This window comes from Sediminibacterium salmoneum NBRC 103935 (assembly GCF_000511175.1).
Lineage (GTDB): Bacteria > Bacteroidota > Bacteroidia > Chitinophagales > Chitinophagaceae > Sediminibacterium > Sediminibacterium salmoneum.
Map to the genome: position 1 here is coordinate 2,674,453 of NZ_KI866530.1, position 17,851 is coordinate 2,692,303.

The 17,851-nt window shown below is 30.1% G+C and carries 18 protein-coding genes; all 18 read left to right on the forward strand.

Translation table 11 applies throughout. The annotated features are described in order from the left end of the window. Window positions 1-1,532 (forward strand): outer membrane beta-barrel protein (locus tag P767_RS17015; protein ID WP_157611526.1); only part of this gene is annotated, 1,532 nt, incomplete at its 5' end. Window positions 1,533-1,871: 339 nt separating this feature from the next. Further along, window positions 1,872-3,476, forward strand: a complete 1,605-nt coding sequence (locus P767_RS0112475; protein WP_026764782.1) for a vitamin K epoxide reductase family protein — start codon at window positions 1,872-1,874, stop codon at window positions 3,474-3,476. A gap of 173 nt (window positions 3,477-3,649) precedes the next feature. After that, window positions 3,650-3,865 carry a hypothetical protein gene (locus P767_RS0112480; protein ID WP_026764783.1) on the forward strand — a complete coding sequence of 72 codons (216 nt, stop codon included), beginning with the start codon at window positions 3,650-3,652 and terminating at the stop codon, window positions 3,863-3,865. 153 nt (window positions 3,866-4,018) lie between these two features. Then, entirely contained in the window at window positions 4,019-5,032 is a 1,014-nt protein-coding gene (locus P767_RS0112485; RefSeq protein ID WP_216593236.1) for a TlpA family protein disulfide reductase, read from the forward strand. A 163-nt stretch (window positions 5,033-5,195) separates the two neighbouring features. Next, entirely contained in the window at window positions 5,196-5,411 is a 216-nt protein-coding gene (locus P767_RS17020; protein ID WP_037351820.1) for a hypothetical protein, read from the forward strand. 44 nt (window positions 5,412-5,455) lie between these two features. Continuing rightward, window positions 5,456-5,815, forward strand: a complete 360-nt coding sequence (locus P767_RS0112490; protein ID WP_157611528.1) for a hypothetical protein — start codon at window positions 5,456-5,458, stop codon at window positions 5,813-5,815. Between the two features lie 281 nt (window positions 5,816-6,096). Beyond that, window positions 6,097-6,894 carry a TlpA family protein disulfide reductase gene (locus P767_RS0112495; protein ID WP_157611530.1) on the forward strand — a complete coding sequence of 266 codons (798 nt, stop codon included), beginning with the start codon at window positions 6,097-6,099 and terminating at the stop codon, window positions 6,892-6,894. After that, window positions 6,863-7,684, forward strand: a complete 822-nt coding sequence (locus P767_RS0112500; RefSeq protein ID WP_172637545.1) for a cysteine peptidase family C39 domain-containing protein — start codon at window positions 6,863-6,865, stop codon at window positions 7,682-7,684. The genes P767_RS0112495 and P767_RS0112500 overlap by 32 nt, the downstream gene beginning before the upstream one ends. A gap of 219 nt (window positions 7,685-7,903) precedes the next feature. After that, complete coding sequence (locus P767_RS0112505; RefSeq protein ID WP_026764788.1) at window positions 7,904-9,508, forward strand: vitamin K epoxide reductase family protein; 1,605 nt, start codon at window positions 7,904-7,906, stop codon at window positions 9,506-9,508. 173 nt (window positions 9,509-9,681) lie between these two features. Further along, on the forward strand, window positions 9,682-9,888 hold the full coding sequence (locus P767_RS0112510; RefSeq protein WP_026764789.1) for a hypothetical protein: 207 nt from the start codon (window positions 9,682-9,684) through the stop codon (window positions 9,886-9,888). Between the two features lie 166 nt (window positions 9,889-10,054). After that, window positions 10,055-11,218, forward strand: coding sequence for a TlpA disulfide reductase family protein (locus P767_RS0112515; protein WP_026764790.1), 1,164 nt, complete (start codon window positions 10,055-10,057; stop codon window positions 11,216-11,218). A gap of 385 nt (window positions 11,219-11,603) precedes the next feature. Continuing rightward, a complete protein-coding gene (tnpA, locus tag P767_RS0112525; RefSeq protein WP_026764791.1) occupies window positions 11,604-11,900 on the forward strand; it encodes an IS66 family insertion sequence element accessory protein TnpA in 297 nt (98 codons plus the stop codon). A 2-nt stretch (window positions 11,901-11,902) separates the two neighbouring features. Then, complete coding sequence (tnpB, locus tag P767_RS17755; protein WP_051417344.1) at window positions 11,903-12,901, forward strand: IS66 family insertion sequence element accessory protein TnpB; 999 nt, start codon at window positions 11,903-11,905, stop codon at window positions 12,899-12,901. Window positions 12,902-13,293: 392 nt separating this feature from the next. Then, window positions 13,294-14,898, forward strand: coding sequence for a vitamin K epoxide reductase family protein (locus tag P767_RS0112535; protein WP_026764792.1), 1,605 nt, complete (start codon window positions 13,294-13,296; stop codon window positions 14,896-14,898). 174 nt (window positions 14,899-15,072) lie between these two features. Next, window positions 15,073-15,315, forward strand: a complete 243-nt coding sequence (locus tag P767_RS0112545) for a hypothetical protein (RefSeq protein ID WP_026764793.1) — start codon at window positions 15,073-15,075, stop codon at window positions 15,313-15,315. Between the two features lie 65 nt (window positions 15,316-15,380). Then, a complete protein-coding gene (locus P767_RS0112550) occupies window positions 15,381-16,289 on the forward strand; it encodes a TlpA family protein disulfide reductase (RefSeq protein WP_026764794.1) in 909 nt (302 codons plus the stop codon). 257 nt (window positions 16,290-16,546) lie between these two features. Then, window positions 16,547-16,633 (forward strand): cysteine peptidase family C39 domain-containing protein, encoded by an 87-nt coding sequence (locus tag P767_RS19180; protein WP_084799941.1) that lies wholly within the window; start codon window positions 16,547-16,549, stop codon window positions 16,631-16,633. A 372-nt stretch (window positions 16,634-17,005) separates the two neighbouring features. Then, window positions 17,006-17,851 (forward strand): cysteine peptidase family C39 domain-containing protein (locus P767_RS18530; protein WP_026764795.1); only part of this gene is annotated, 846 nt, incomplete at its 3' end.

The window sequence follows — 17,851 nt, forward strand, 5'->3', positions numbered from 1 at the left end:
GTATAACTTCGTATAATGTATTGCTATACGAAGTTATTACGGATACTATTATTACCTCAAATGGTTTGTTTAATCAGATTAATAAGTCAAATAACTATTATCATTCAATATTATATTATACAAAATTGAAAAACAAAATCAGTCAATACAGTTGTCTCACCGATTTGATCATTCAAATAACAATTCTAGTTTTTTTAACTGAAATTGATAATTTGAACTATATTCCTTCACAAACAATTACATATTTTAGACAGCTGCGTTTATTAAATCCCAAAATTGAAAATAATTATAACTCTATAACTTATTTTGGTTCTGATCAAAAAAAAGTAACATTAAATTTCTCGGGGTCTTACAATTTTATAAATGAAAAAAATAATATATTAACATATCTTCAGCCAATTAGTAGTTTTAATTATGATAGTATAATTACAAATTTAAGTAGTGAAATTGGCATTCAGAATTCAATTCTTGAGTTAACTCCTAATATAAGTTTTAAGATAGATAACTATACCCTTTCATTAAGAGCTACTTTTTTTAATGCACAACAGAGTATATTTTTAAGTAACAAAAATTTCAATGATTATAAAAATGTATATACTAATCATTTATTTGCAGCCTCATTTTATAAAAGAGGTGGTGTAAGATTCACATTTGATCAAAAAATGAGTTTGCCTCTGTCAAGAGACTTAAATCCAATTCTTGATAATACTAACCCTTTATTTGTTATTCGTGGCAATGTTAATTTAAGTGCTGAAAAGGCAAATACCTTTAGTATTATTTATAATAAATTTCATGTTAAACAGCAGTATAATCTTAATACATCTTTTTATTATGTACTCACTGAAAATCCAATCATTCAATCTGTTAAAATCTTAAATACTGGGAAGCAGGAAATCAAATCAATGAATGCAAGTAATAGGTATTCATTGATTTTAAATGCTGGGATAACAAAAAACTTCCAAAAAATTAATCGTTATAATCACTCAGTTAACTTAAATCTGAGTTACCAAAATATGGTTACACCTACAGTATTTAATGAAACTGAATTTTCTCAGAAAGTGAATGTGTTTAGCACTACCGTGGGCAATAGTTTTAACTGGCAGGACAAGTTCAGTTTTTACTATAGTTATACGTACAGAGTTAATGTCAATCGATTCACGAATAATTTTACGGCTGATGTATTATCGAATGTCCAAAATCTTGATGTAGAATTTACTGCTCGCTTATTTAAGAAGATTTCTTTTAATACCACTTTACTGGCAAATAAAATTGTTTATGATAATCTACCAGCCTTGCCAGTCAATCTGTTTATTAATCCCTCTGTATCTGTTTATTGTTTAAAGGAAGATAAAGGTGAAATAAAATTTATTATTCGCGACCTGCTCAATCGAAATAATAATTTTAGCAGAAACGTCATAGGAAACAATATTACTGAAACAAATACCAATGTTTTAGGCAGGTATTTCATGTTGACGTTTTCTTATAATTTCAAGACATTTAAGAACGAACAGAATAATAAGGTTAATTGGTGATAAAGGGGGTAAAATTCCCCGGGGTGCCCGGGCAAAACTTTTATAATACTAACTGTGGGCATGATTTTAAAGAGCTAACAACCAATCATGCGAATCAACTACTATTGTTGCTTAATTCGCAATGAAACAAATCTTCTTTTAGTTCAAACTTTTAGAGTGTTAAAGACTGTAATCACTTTTTAGTGAAAAATTAATTCTTTATTGGGGTATTTTTACCCCCCCGCGAAGAAATTTATGTCTGAAAATAACTATTGGGACTAGTCGGGGGGTAAAAATACCCCCCGCTGATTTTTTTTATTTTGAAAATTATAATTGATGTTTACTTCATAATTAGAAATTATGATATCGGGTGTTTTATTTAATAGTTTACATGAAAATCAACCATTAATTGTTGCCGCTTTATTAAAGGGATTAAAAGTGAATGTAAGCATGGAAACGATTAATGATACTTTACAATCGCATCCCGACTATCCAAGCTTTTTATCTATTTCAGATTCATTGAATAATTGGAGGGTTGAAAACCTAGTTATACAAACTTCAGCAGAAAAATTATCAGAGATTCCAACACCATTTATTACAAGCTTTAAACAAGGTGTTTTTGTAGTTGTATTTGAAGTTGCAGAAAATGAGCTACTTATTGTTAATCAGCATGGTAAAAAAGAAACAATAGCAACAAGTGTATTTTTGGCACAGTGGACTGAAAACATCTTAGTAGCTGAAGCAAATGAATTATCTGGAGAGATCAATTACCATAAAAACATTAAAGAGGCTAAAATCAAAATAGCCATTTATGGTTTAATCCCAATAGGAATTCTGGCTTCTTTATTCATTCCATACTTGTATGGTTCCATAACCCTTATACCCACGTTATATTTATTAGTTAAGTTAATTGGATTAATTGCATCTGTTTTATTACTATGGTATGATATAGATAAAGGCAACCCTTTATTGAAACAAATCTGTTCAGGCATACAGAAAGCCAATTGTAGTGCTGTCTTAAATACCAAAGCTGCAACGCTAGGAGGCAAGGTAACCTGGAGTGAAGTTGGCTTTGTATATTTTGCAGGGTCATTACTATTCTCAGTGCCCGCTGATATTAATACGGCATTGCCTGTTTTAAGTCTATTCTCCTTATTAGCCCTACCCTATATCATTTTCTCTATTTATTACCAATGGAATGTAGCCAAGCAGTGGTGTGTACTCTGCTTAATAGTGCAGGCGGTTTTATTGGCTGAAGGAATATTGGTTATAGCAAATAATAGTTTATCCTTTTCTGAAACAACAGCAGTATTTGCAAACAATCTCATTTTTGCATTCTACTCTTTGTTAATTCCTTCAATATCTTGGTTTTTATTAAAGCCTTTGTTGAAAAGTTTGCAGTTAGCAAAGTACGAAAAGAGAAGTTACTCAATGCTAAAGTATAACGATCAAGTATTTTGGTCGTTGCTTAAAACTCAGCCATCTATTTTAGAACATTCTACGAGTGAATTAGGTATAACAATTGGTAACCCCAATGCAAAACATACGATTATCAAAGTTTGCAATCCTTATTGTGGGCCATGTGCAAAATCACACATTTATTTAGAAGAAATAATAAAAAATAATAGTGAAATTAATCTACAAATAATATTCAATAGTTCTAATGATGAATTAGATATGACTTCTATACCTGTCAAACATTTCCTTGCTATTGCAGCAAAAAATGATAAGGATTTAATTAAAAATGTTTTAGATGATTGGTACTTAGCTGAAGATAAGAATTATGATTTCCTCTCAAAAAAATATCCTGTATTTAGTGATTTTGTTGATGAAATTGTTAAGATAAACGAAATGAAAAGATGGTGTGATAATGTAAATATTCATTATACTCCAACCATTTTTATAGATGGCTATCAATTACCAAAAGGATATCAAATAAAGGACATCAATTATTTTCTTTCATGAGAAAGAATTAACATATTTCTTTTCGACTAGTACCCGAAAAGAAGAGCCAAATGGTACTACACTTAATCGCGAATAAGTGGTTTGGCGAGCCAATAATCTGCTGATGCTTAAAGCTGCGGAAACAATATTATTAATCGTTGTTCATTATAAATGAATGATTTAAATCTTTTTTTATGAAACAGAAATTTCAAAATTTAGGTCTGATTTTAAGTAAGGATGCTCAGAAAAAATTAATTGGTGGAACAGATGACCCAAGTGGAATCATAGATGATAGTTGTGGAAGTTGTACTTGGGGCGATACATTGCCTAATAAAAGAGCTTGTACTAAAAATACTGGTGTATTAGGTGGGTGTGATTGTCCAGGTGGTGCTTACTCGTGTGTAAAATAATATACTTAAATATTTCCTACAAGAGAATTTCTTGTAGGAAATTAATTTTAAAATATGTGCAAAATTTATTTTTTCACTTTTTCTCTTTTTATTTCAATAGTTTGTAATTCTCAAAAACATACTAATACTCATTTAATACTTCCAAAAAATATTGTGTTAAAGACTTTAAGGATTTTATTAGATGATGGGAAAAAAGAAGAAAATATATTACATAACGATATTGACGGATTTATCAATAAAGAATTCATATCTGAATATGCTTCAATTAAGATTAGTTATAACCTAAGTAATGGCGAATTAATTAATGACCTATTTTTTGTGAATGATCAACCATCAGTCATAAAGTATTTCTATTCGAGCGCTGAAACTACTAAATTGAATTATACATTATCAAATGCGTATGATTTTAAAATTCAAAAAAATAAACTTTTAGAGTATACAAAAAATGAATTTCAAGATTGTAAAGAATTTCTTGAGAAATATTCAGATAGTATTTTTATTAATAAACCTTTAATTGATAGTATTTATCGTTCTAAATTTTCAGCCTTGTCAACAAAAGAAATGCAATACATTTCTATGAATTCAAGTGATTATTATTTAAAGTGGTATTTTAGAAGGAATCTTTTAAAATCGAATCTAATTGATAATAAATCTGTATATAATGTTTTTAAAAGATTTCCAAAATCTTATATTGATAGTGAGGAAGGTATTTTTATTAATAATTATTTAAACAGTTTTACAGCTTTTAAAAAAGGAGAAGAATTGCCATTTTTTAAAGCGAAAGATATTACTAATAAGTTTGTTTCTTTACTTGATTATAAATATAAAAGTAACGTATTAATCGTTTTTTGGGCAACTTGGTGTGTTCCTTGCATAAATGAGATTCCTACGATTCGAGCATTGAAAAGCAAATATAAAGATCTCGAGTTTATCTTTATTTCCTACGATACTGACAAGTCATTATTTCTTTCTAAGATTAAAGAATATCAAATGGATTGGATTCATATATTTAATGATATTGATTTAATCAATTCATACGGCAGTTATAAAGCTATACCAAGGGTTTACGCAATTAATAAGAATGGTCAATTAATTTATGATAGAGATCAAGACAAGGACAAAGATTTATCAATGCTAGATATCGCATTATCTAAATTATATAAATAAACATATTTCTTCTCGACTAGTACCCGAAAAGAAAAGCCAAATGGTACTTCACTTAATCGCGAAAAAGTGGTTTGGTAAGCCAATTATCTGCTGATGCTTAAAGCTGCAGAAACAATTTTAATTAACCGTTATTCATTATAAGTGAATAGCTAAAACAATTATCATGAAAAATAAATTAGCAAATTTAGGTTTTGCATTAAGCAGAGATGCTCAGAAGCAAATAATTGGGGGCGAAGTAATTGAAATTATTGATGGTACTCCCTGTCAAAGTAACGCAGATTGTCCTCCGAAAGATAGAGTTTGCAATAGTGGAGAAACAAACACTTTTCGTGGTTATTGTATAAATAGTGTTTGTAGATGGGCTGGTTGTCCTTATTAAAAAAAAGACCATATATTTTTTATATATGGTCTTTAATTTATTTTATGAAAATAGTAAACTTAATTCTTGTAGTTATTTTTTTAGTATCATGCGGGTCAGGTCGAATGTTAGATGGAAAATCAAAGATGACTTCCTTTAGATTTGAAGATTCTTTCATTCAGAATACTTATCTTAATTTTCCTTTAATTGGTTATTCCGATTTACTTGGTATAAGTAATGGCGCCATTGATTTAAAATCTGTTAATAATATAGTCAGAATCCCAATTAGGAGGCACTCAGTATTTACTGGCGACGGAGTTTGGTATGTGAAAGGTGGTGATAACATAAAGGTGAGATACGATACACAAAAATACTTCAAGAATTATGAATTTACCATTGATAAAAAAAGGATAACGATAGATTAAATTTTTTAAATAAGTTTATTTCAAAAGATACATTTAGCTTCAAACCTATTTTAGACGACAACACTATTCAATCTATATTAGATGTTGAAAAAAAGATCTTTAAAAGAATAGATTCTGTTGAATTATATGTCTCAAAATTATTTGATTCAACTATTAAGTCAGTTAAAATAAAATCACAAGATAAGCAGTACTTAAAATCTTATCTCCTTTCAAGGTCAAGCGGAAGAATTTTATATTATTTGAATTCGAAGAAAGATACTTTAATTGCTTATAATCTTTATGTGACAAAGCTTAAAGGTTATCTTGATGAATATAATAATTTTAATAAATTAAACACCTTTGATGATAGTAAAAAATATAAAGTCAACTTAGTTGCAAATGGATTAATGAAAACTCCGTTTGAAAAAATGACAAGTCAAATTGATTTCATTAATAATTATGATACAATAAATACATATTTCAAAAATCTATCTCAATATTTCTTAACTACTAAACTTTTTTATACTGCTTTAAAAAAAGAAATTAAAATACCTGATAGCTGTCTTAGTAATTTTTATAGAAATAATAAATATCCTGAGTATAAAAAAATTATTAAGAACTTACTAAGAGAGAAAAAATACTTAATTGAAAATACATCATACTCGGGTAATCAATTGTTAGTCCCATTGCACAATAATAAGGTTATTGATTTTGATAAAATAGTGAAGGATAATATTGGTAAGGTTTTGATTATCGATTTTTGGGCTTCATGGTGTGTGCCTTGCATAAAAGAAATCAAGTATTTGGAAAAAATCAAACAAGAGTTCAAGTCACGCAATGTTGTTTTTATCAGTTTATCACTCGATGTTGAATCACAGCGTTGGAAAAAAGCTTCTTATCAATATGATATTATTCTAAATAGTTATAGAGTTGTAGATAATTCAAAATTTCTATTTTCGAATATTTACAAAATTGATCAAATACCTCGTTTTGTTATTATAGGAATTAATGGTGAGATAATTAATGATAATGCCCCTTATCCTAGTACTGGCTTATTAAATCAGCACATTGATTTGTATCTTAAAAAAATCAATAATTAACTTCTATTTTAATTTTTATTTTATTAAAAAACGCTTCATTTTCCACCGTCAACAAAACCAAATGGACTGCGGTCCTACTTGTTTGTATATGATAAGCAGGTTCTACGGTCGTGTGTTTGCATTAGAAAAATTAAGGGAATTAACTGAGATAGGTAAAGAAGGGGTTAATTTACTAGGTATTAGTGATGCTGCTGAAAAGATAGGTTTTCAAACATCTGGGTTAAAGTTGAGTTTTGAAAAACTAATTGAAGAAGCCCCAAAACCCGCCATACTACATTGGGGTCAAAATCATTTCATTGTTTTACCACCACAAAAGAGGGCTTTTTTGTCAAAGCAAAAAAACATAACAATAGCTGATCCAGCTAAAGGAATTATTACCATCAGCAAAGAGCTGTTCTTACAAAAATGGATAAGTGATAAAAATGAGGATGGAGAGTCTACCGGTATTGCCTTAATTCTAGAACCTGGTCAAAACTTTTATAATGCCAATTACGGGCATGATTTTAAAGAGTCAACAACCAATCATGCTAACCAACTTTGGGGTTATATAAAGCCACATAAAAAACTGGTATTCCAACTTTTCTTAGGGGTCATGCTGGGTAGTTTATTGCAATTGGTATTTCCTTTTCTCACACAAAGTGTTGTTGATGTAGGTATCAACACTCAAAATATTCAATTTGTATATATTGTTTTATTAGCCCAATTGGCTTTGTTTATTGGGCGTTTGGCTTATTTTGATAGCAAAAAACATCAATTTTTGAAAATCAACAATTGTATACCATTATATTAATGCGAAGTCCTTCTTTTATTGGGTAAGATTTATAGATTTCCATTGTATGATATGACTTTGTAAGCAAATAATTCAATAGATGTGGGGGTATTTTTACCCCTTGATTTGATTTTTACGTCTGAAAATAGCTTTCAAGAATGCGCGGGGGGTAAAAATACCCCCCGCTGATTTTTTTTATTTTGAAAATTATGATTGATGTTTACTGCATAATTAGAAATTATGTTAACGGGTGTTTTATTTAATAGTTTACATGAAAATCAACCATTAATTGTTGCCGCTTTATTAAAGGGATTAAAAGTGAATGTAAGCATGGAAACGATTAATGATACTTTACAATCGCATCCCGACTATCCAAGCTTTTTATCTATTTCAGATACATTGAATAATTGGAAGGTTGAAAACCTAGTGATACAAACTTCGGCAGAAAAATTAGCAGAGATTCCAACACCATTTATTACAAGCTTTAAACAAGGTGTTTTTGTAGCAGTATTAGAAGTTCTAGAAAATGAGATAATTATTGTAAACCAACAGGGCAAAAAAGAAACGATTGCTAAAAATGTATTTTTATCTCAGTGGACTGAAAACAACTTAGTTGCTGAAGCAAATGAGTTTTCTGGAGAAATCAATTACCAACAAAAGATTAATGCTACAAATATAAAAACGGTTGTTTATAGTTTAATCCCACTAGGAATTTTGACTTCTTTATTCATTCCATACTTGAATGGTTCCATTACCCTTTTGCCCACATTGTATTTATTGGTGAAGTTAATAGGTTTAACTGCATCCGTACTACTACTATGGTATGATATAGATAAAGGCAACCCTTTATTAAAACAAATCTGTTCAGGTATACAAAAAGCCAATTGCAGTGCTGTATTAAATACCAAAGCTGCAACGCTAGGGGGCATAGTAACTTGGAGTGAAGTTGGCTTTGTATATTTTGCAGGGTCATTACTATTCTCAGCTCTCGCTGGTATAAATACGGTATTGCCTGTTTTAAGTATATTTTCTTTATTAGCCCTGCCTTATATCTTTTTTTCTATTTATTACCAGTGGAAAGTAGCCAAGCAATGGTGTGTACTCTGCTTAATGGTACAGGCTGTTTTATTGACTGAAGGAATATTGGTTATAGCAAATAACAGTTTATCATTTTTTCAGACAAAGGAAGCATTTGCAAACAATTTCATTTTTGCACTTTACGCTTTATTCATTCCCACAATATCTTGGTTTTTATTAAAGCCTTTGTTGAAAAGATTACAGGTTGCTAAGTACGAAAAGAGAAGTTATTCAATGCTAAAGTTTAACGATGATGTTTTTTGGTCATTGCTTAAAAATCAGCCATCTATTTTTGATCATTCTACGAGTGAATTGGGTATAACTATTGGTAACCCCAATGCAAAACATACTATTATTAAAGTTTGTAACCCATATTGTGGACCTTGTGCAACAGCACATCCTGATTTAGAGAAAATTATTGAACTGAACCCAGATGTAAAGGCACAAATAATTTTTACAGCAACTAATCAGGAGAATGATAGAGGTGCAAAGCCTGTTAAACATTTATTAGCTATTGCAGAAAAGGGCAATGAACATACTACTCATAAAGCATTAGATGATTGGTATTTAGCTAAAGAAAAGAATTATGATGTTTTTGCCAACAAATACCCAATGAATGGACAACTAGATAAACAGACAGACAAAATCAATCAAATGAAAGATTGGTGTGAAAAAGTGAAAATTGAGTACACTCCAACTATTTTTATTGATGGTTTTTTATTACCAAAAGGATATCAAATAAAGGACATTAATTATTTTCTTTCATGAGAAAGAATAAACATATTTCTTTTCGACTAGTACCCGAAACGAAAAGCCAAATGGTACTACACTTAATCGCGAATGAGTGGTTTGGCAAGACAAAAAACTGCTGATGCTTAAAGCTGCAGGAATAATTTTATTTAACCGTTATTCATTATAAGTGAATAGCTAAAACTATTATCATGAAAAGCAAATTGTTAAATTTAGGTACTGCATTGAGCAGAGATGCTCAGAAGAAACTAGTTGGGGGTCAAGGTGGAGTAGTAGGAATAATTGGTGACTGTGTCGTGGATTGGGCTTACGATTGCAGTGAAGCAAGTCCTTGTTGTACTTCTTTATGTCAGCAAAATGCTACAAACACAGGAACTATTTGTGTGCCTATTCCCTAAACATTTATGAGGCTGTAATTGTGTTTTTACAGCCTCATTCTTTTTTAAAGCTTAAATTATTTGATTTTATGTAAACATCTGTATCAACATAAAAAATAATTTAAATATTATCTTACTAGACTAACAAACTTTTTATGAAATTGAATTATTTTTTATTTTCCTTTTTTTGCTAGGTAACTCTTTTTTATACAATGAATTATTTGCTCAAATATTTAAAATAAATGGAAAAATTGAAGGTCAAAATTCAGGTTCAATAGTTTTAGGTTATTCTAATTCGAAAAATCAAGTAATTAATGATACTTGTATTATTACAAATGGAGCTTTTTCCTTTACTGGATTCATATCTGAGCCTACTTTAGCTTTTTTAAGTGGCGAAACTAAATCAAGAACAATGGATGACCCAAATCGAACGGAATTGTTTATAGAACCCTCAAATATGACAATTTACTTAACATTTAATGACTTTAAACATCTTCAAGTAATCGGTTCTAAGACTCAAACAGAAATGAGTTATATAAGAAGTGTTAAAGATTCTTTATTTAGGATAATGAAAGTTCAAGAACTGCAATCTGTCTATATGGAACTTGCTTATAAGCTTGCTAAAGATAAAGAGAATCAAGAGTTGCAAAATAGTACACAAAATGCTTATAACTTACTTCAACCTTTTAGAGAAGCACTAAAGAATAGTGAAATTAAGTTTATTATTAGTCATCCAAAGTCTTACTTAAGCCCATATTTAATGCGATTTTATTATGTCAAAATGTCTCCTGACTCTTTAAAAAAAATATATGAATCATTTGATTACAATATTCAGAATTCGTTTTCTGGAAAATTATTGAAAGATCAGGTGCTAAAAAAGTTTAGAGTTGGCGAGGGTAACCAAGCCATTAACTTTAGATCTGTCGATGTAAAAGGCGAGGCCGTAGAACTATCTTCAATAATAAAAAGCCAGAAATATGTACTTTTAGATTTTTGGGCAAGCTGGTGTATACCATGCCGCCAAGGAAGCCCTCACTTGAAGGAATTGTATAAAAAGTACCAAGCAATGGGACTTGCTGTAATATGTATTAGTTCTGATAGAAATAAAGAAGATTGGGAAAAAGCTATTTTGAAGGATAAAACCACCATGTTTCGTCACGTACTTGATGATTTAGATACTACTAAGTTTCAAAAAGGAGAAACTAATCAAAAAAATATCAATAGTGAATATGTTATAGGTCTTTTGCCAACTAAAATTCTTATTGATAAAAACGGAGTCATTGTTTTTCGTTATGAGGGTGCAAATGATTCTCTCTTAGATAAGAAGCTTTTCGAAATTTTTGGATTCTGAGTGATATTGAAAAGCTATTTTTTGCTGATTTTATTGATTGCTGAGTTCAACCGATAAGTGGATTTTTTAAATAAAAGGCAAAAAAGATTTTTGAGAGCTTTTTGCCTTTTGACCAAGTAGTGCAATCTTTGGATTGCTTATGTCAAAAAAATACACACAACTTAGTTTGAAGCAAAGATATCAGATTGAAGCCTTTATTGAAGTTGGAATGAAACACAAATGGATAAGTGACAAAAATGAGGAAAAGGAGTCTACAGGTATTGTCTTTTCAATGAGCCTTTAAAAAAGATTATGAAGTACCTTTTACTTTAGCTTGGTAAGCCCCCCACCGATACCATATTGTAAAGTTGTTTAGAAGATTTGAGATTTGCAGGAAAGACTAAATATGCAAAATAGAAAGGAACAACATGAACAGATGCTATCAATGATTGATGATTGGCAATCCAGTGGATTAAATCAGAGAGCGTATTGTGCAAGTAAAGAAGTTTCGTATTCAGTATTTCATTATTGGTATGGGTTATATAGGAAAAAGCAAAGCGCTCCTGGAGTCTTTTTACCAGTGAAGGTTACATCTACTCCAAGTAAAGAACAAGTTACTGTTATAGGCACTAATGGTATAAAAGTTCAGTTGCCATTAACCAATCAATCCATTGAGTTTGTAAAGCAGTTATTACAAGGTTGATCATGTTACATTTAGATAGTTCTACTGTTTACTATTGGTATAATGGTGCAGTAAGTATGCGAAGCAGTTTTGATGCTTTGTGTGGGTTGGTAAACCAACACTGCCAAACTACTGTTTTAAAAGGCGGCGTATATATTTTCATCAATAAGAAACGCAATCAAATAAAGCTGCTTACCTGGGAAGGCGATGGCCTGGCCATTTATTATAAAAGGTTAGAAAGAGGCGTGTATGAACTACCTGCTATTGCCGCTAATAGTAACAGTGCTACGATTGATGCCGTTCAATTACAATTGATTTTACAAGGCATTGTACTAAACTCTGTTCGCAAAAAGTTATTTCAACAAGATTTATACACTGTACTTTTGTTTAAGACACTGCGTAAATTAAAAAAAGAAGCACAAAATATATATGCTATTACTTATAATATATCTTTTTCTAACTTAGTTTCAATTAATGATCGAATAGAACTTTTTAATTCTTTTTCTTTTGAAATCAGAAATTCAAAAGATGGTAAAAAGATTTATAATCAGTTGTTAGATTATTCAAACAAGTTGAATCTCTTATCTGCAAACAAATATTTTTCAGACTCTTATGTAAAAGGACAAAATGGTGAAGTTTATAAACTCTCAAAGATGTTTAATTCAAATAAACAATTATATCTGTTTATAATTGGTGCATCTTGGTGCTCACCTTGCCGACACGAGAATCGAATGTTAAATGGCATTTTCAATTTGATTGATACGAGTAAAATTCAAATTATTGGACTTTCAATAGATGATGATGAATCAAAATGGAAATTAGGTTTAAAACAAGATGCATGCAAATGGTCAAATTTTTTATTAATTGGTGGTACTAATAGTAAATTATATACTGATAATGTGAAATACGGGATTCCTTATAATTTGTTATATCATTCTAACCAACAGCTGATAAGTTCGCACAGCTCATTGCAACTTCTTTTAAAACAAATTCCTATGAAAACTAAAACTAAGTTCCATTAATAAGTACACAAACATCTGGGTTAAAGTTGAGTTTTGAAAAACTAATTGAAGAAGCGCCCAAACCCGCCAAAAGGGATTATGACTATCTGCAAAGAACTGTTCTTACAAAAATGGATAAGTGACAAAAATGAGGATGGAGAGTCCGCAATTAACGATTGTAAGTTATTATATTAATATGAAGTACTTCCATTTTTGATTAAGATTTATCAATTTCCATAGAATGAAATGACTTTATAGACTAATCATACAAAATAATTGAGGGGTAATTTTACCCCCTTAGTTAACTTTTACGTCTGAAAATAGCTTTCAAGAATGCCAGGGGGTAAAATTACCCCCCGGTGTTTTTTTTAATATGAAAGTTTAAGATGAAGTTTACTCAATAATTAGAGATTATGTTATTGGGTGTTTTATTTAATAGTTTACATGAAAATCAACCATTAATTGTTGCTGCTTTATTAAGGGGATTAAAAGTGAACGTAAGCATGGACACGATTAATGATACATTACAATCACATCCCGACTATCCAAGCTTTTTATCTATTTCAGATTCATTGAATAATTGGAAGGTTGAAAATCTGGTTATACAAACTTCGGCAGAAAAATTATCAGAGATTCCCACACCATTTATTACAAGCTTTAAACAAGGTGTTTTTGTAGCAGTATTAGAAGTTGTAGAAAATGAGATTCTAATTGTAAACCAACAGGGCAAAAAAGAAACGATTGCTAAAAATGTATTTTTATCTCAGTGGACTGAAAACATCTTAGTTGCTGAAGCAAATGAATTTTCTGGAAAAATCAATTACCAACAAAAGATTAATGCTACAAATATAAAAACGGTTGTTTATAGTTTAATCCCACTAGGAATTTTGACTTCTTTATTCATTCAATACTTGAATGGTTCCATTACCCTTTTGCCCACATTGTATTTATTGGTTAAGTTAATTGGATTAACTGCATCTGTATTATTATTATGGTATGATATAGATAAAGGCAACCCTTTATTGAAACAAATTTGTTCAGGCATACAAAAAGCCAATTGCAGTGCTGTCTTAAATACCAAAGCTGCAACGCTTGGAGGCATGGTAACATGGAGTGAAGTTGGCTTTGTATATTTTGCAGGATCATTATTATTCTCAGCGCTCGCTGGTATTAATACGGTATTGCCTGTTTTAAGTATAATCTCCTTATTAGCCTTGCCTTATATCATCTTCTCTATTTATTACCAGTGGAAAGTAGCTAAACAATGGTGTGTACTCTGCTTAATGGTTCAGGCTGTTTTATTGGCTGAAGGAATATTGATTATAGCAAATAACAGTTTATCATTCACTGAGACAAAGGAAGCATTTGCAAACAATTTCATTTTTGCACTTTACGCTTTATTCATTCCCGCAATATCTTGGTTTTTATTAAAGCCTTTGTTGAAAAGATTACAGGTTGCTAAGTATGAAAAGAGAAGTTACTCAATGCTTAAGTATAACGATCAAGTATTTTGGTCATTGCTTAAGGACCAGCCGTCTATAGTTGATCATTCTACAAGTGAATTAGGTATTACAATTGGTAACCCCAAAGCAAAACATACTATTATTAAAGTTTGTAACCCTTATTGTGGGCCTTGTGCAACAGCACATCCTGAGTTAGAGAAAATTATTGAACTGAACCCAGATGTAAAGGCACAAATCATTTTTACAGCAACTAATCAGGAGAATGATAGAGGTGCAAAACCAGTTAAACATTTATTAGCTATTGCTGAAAAAGGCAATGAACATAATACTCATAAAGCATTAGATGATTGGTATTTAGCTAAAGAAAAGAATTATGATGTTTTTGCCAACAAATACCCAATGAATGCAGAACTAGATAAACAAACAGACAAAATCAATCAAATGAAAGATTGGTGTGAAAAGGTGAAAATCGAATACACTCCAACTATTTTTATTGATGGTTTTCTATTACCAAAAGGATATCAAATAAAGGACATTAATTATTTTCTTTCATGAAAAAGAAAAAACATATTTCTTTTCGACTAGTACCCGAAAAGAAAAGCCAAATGGTACTACACTTTATCGCGAATGAGTGGTTTGGCAAGCCAAAAAACTGCTGATGCTTAAAGCTGCAGGAATAATTTTATTTAACCGTTATTCATTATAAATGAATAGCTTAAAACTATTATCATGAAAAATAAATTAGCAAATTTGGGTTTTGCATTAAACAGAAATGCGCAGAAGAAATTAATTGGTGGAAACATGGATGATCCTGGAGAAGGAGGTGCATGTGTTGGATGTGTTTGTGGAAGTATGTCTTCATGCTGGTATACAAATGGTTCAGCAGCTGAATTGTGTGCAAGGGTTTACCCTAATTGTACTGATTTTGCTAGTTCTGGGGTTGTTCCATGTAATGGATGTAACATGAATTAAGAAAAAATATTAGCCACTGACTATTATAAGTGGCTAATATATTTAATTGTATAATTTCATTTCAAATGATTATTAAAATATTTAGTTTCATACTGTTTTTTCATTTGTCTATTTCTAAAATATATTCTAAAAACTTGGAAAATGACAATATAGTATTTGTAGATACAACTCTTGATTTTAATAACTTAACGAGTTTAAACAAATATTGGGAAATTCAAAATAAAAAGATTTATAACTTCTCTAAAATTATACCATCTAGTTATTCTGAGAAAAATAAAGCTCGATTTTATTCTGATTCAGTGATTTTATTTCAACAAGATTTATATACTGTACTTTTGTTTAAGACATTACGAAAGATAAAAAAAGAAGCTAAAAATATATATGCTATTACTTATAATATATCTTTTTCTAATTTAATTTCTATTAATGATCGAATAGAACTTTTTAATACTTTCCCATTAGAAATAAGAACTTCAAAAGATGGTAAAAAGGTTCATGATCAGTTGTTAGATTATTCAAATAAGCTGAATCTCGTAACTGCAAACAAATATTTATCAGACTCTTATGTAAAAGGACAAAAAGGGGAAGTTTATAAACTCTCAAAAATTTTTAATTCAAATAAACAATACTACTTATTTATAATTGGTGCATCTTGGTGCTCACCTTGCCGACATGAGAATCGGATGTTAAATGGCATTTTCAATTTGATTGATACGAGTAAAATTCAAATTATTGGACTTTCAATAGATGATGATGAATCAAAATGGAAATTAGCTTTAAAACAAGATGCATGCAAATGGTCAAATTTTTTATTAATTGGTGGTGCAAATAGTAAATTATATACTGAAAATGTGAAATACGGGATTCCTTATAATTTGTTATATAATTCTAGCCAACAGCTGATAAGTTCACACAGCTCATTGCAACTTCTTTTAAAACAAATTCCTATGAAAACTAAAACTAAGTTCCATTAATAAGTACAATTCTTAAAGGAAGTGCAAAAAATTGCTTTTTAGAAAATTACGTTGTAGAAATTCCCCACCCGTAATTAATGTTGTGTAAGTTTATCGATAGTAGAGCATATGTTAATTTATCAAATCAAATTGTAATTATGATTCATTTACTGCAACCAATTAAACAAAATAATATTTGTTAATTCTTGAGGATACTGGTAAATCAGATTTATACCTCAGTTCATTTCTAACCGTTAAAAAATTTATTGTTTAAATAAATGTTCCTTTTCCGACCTCAACAAAACCAAATGGATTGCGGTCCTACTTGTTTGTATATGATAAGCAGGTATTATGGTTGTGTATAGTTTTCAAACTTCTTGTTTAAAGTTGAGTTTTGAAAAATTATATGAAGAGGCGCCAAAGCCCGACAAAAGATATTATCACAATTAGCAAAGAACTCTTTTTGTAAATATAGTTAAATGATAAAAATGCTATTAGGGAGTCTATAGTTATTGTCTTTTCAACGAGCCTTTTAAAAAATATTATGAAGTAACCTTTACATTATTTTAATGTCAAATACTACAAGGTTTGAGTTTCTAGTGGAGGGTATTTTTACCCCCTTAGTTAATTTTTACGTCTGAAAATTGCTTTCAAGAATGCGCGGGGGGTAAAAATACCCCCCGGTGTTTTTTTTAATATGAAATTTTAAGATGAAGTTTACTCAATAATTAGAGATTATGTTATTGGGTGTTTTATTTAATAGTTTACATGAAAATCAACCATTAATTGTTGCCGCTTTATTAAAGGGATTAAAAGTGAAGTTAAACATGGAAACGATTAATGATACATTACAATCACATCCCGACTATCCAAGCTTTTTATCTATTTCAGATTCATTGAATAATTGGAAGGTTGAAAACCTAGTGATACAAACTTCGGCAGAAAAATTATCAGAGATCCCAACACCATTTATTACAAGTTTTAAACTAGGTGTTTTTGTAGCGGTATTAGAAGTTCTAGAAAATGAGATAGTTATTGTAAACCAACAGGGCAAAAAAGAAACGATTGCTAAAAATGTATTTTTATCTCAGTGGACTGAAAATATCTTAGTTGCTGAAGCAAATGAGTTTTCTGGAGAAATCAATTACCAACAAAAGATTAATGCTACAAATGTAAAAACGGTTGTTTATAGTTTAATCCCACTAGGAATTTTGACTTCTTTATTTATTCCATACATGAATGGCTCCATTACCCTTTTGCCCACATTGTATTTATTGGCGAAGTTAATAGGCTTAACTGCATCTGTATTATTATTATGGTATGATATAGATAAAGGCAACCCTTTATTGAAACAAATCTGTTCAGGCATACAAAAAGCCAATTGCAGTGCTGTCCTAAATACCAAAGCTGCAACGCTTGGAGGTATGGTAACCTGGAGTGAAGTTGGCTTTGTATATTTTGCAGGATCATTATTATTCTCAGCGCTCGCTGGTATTAATACGGCATTGCCTGTTTTAAGTATAATCTCCTTATTAGCCCTGCCTTATATCATTTTTTCTATTTATTACCAGTGGAAAGTAGCC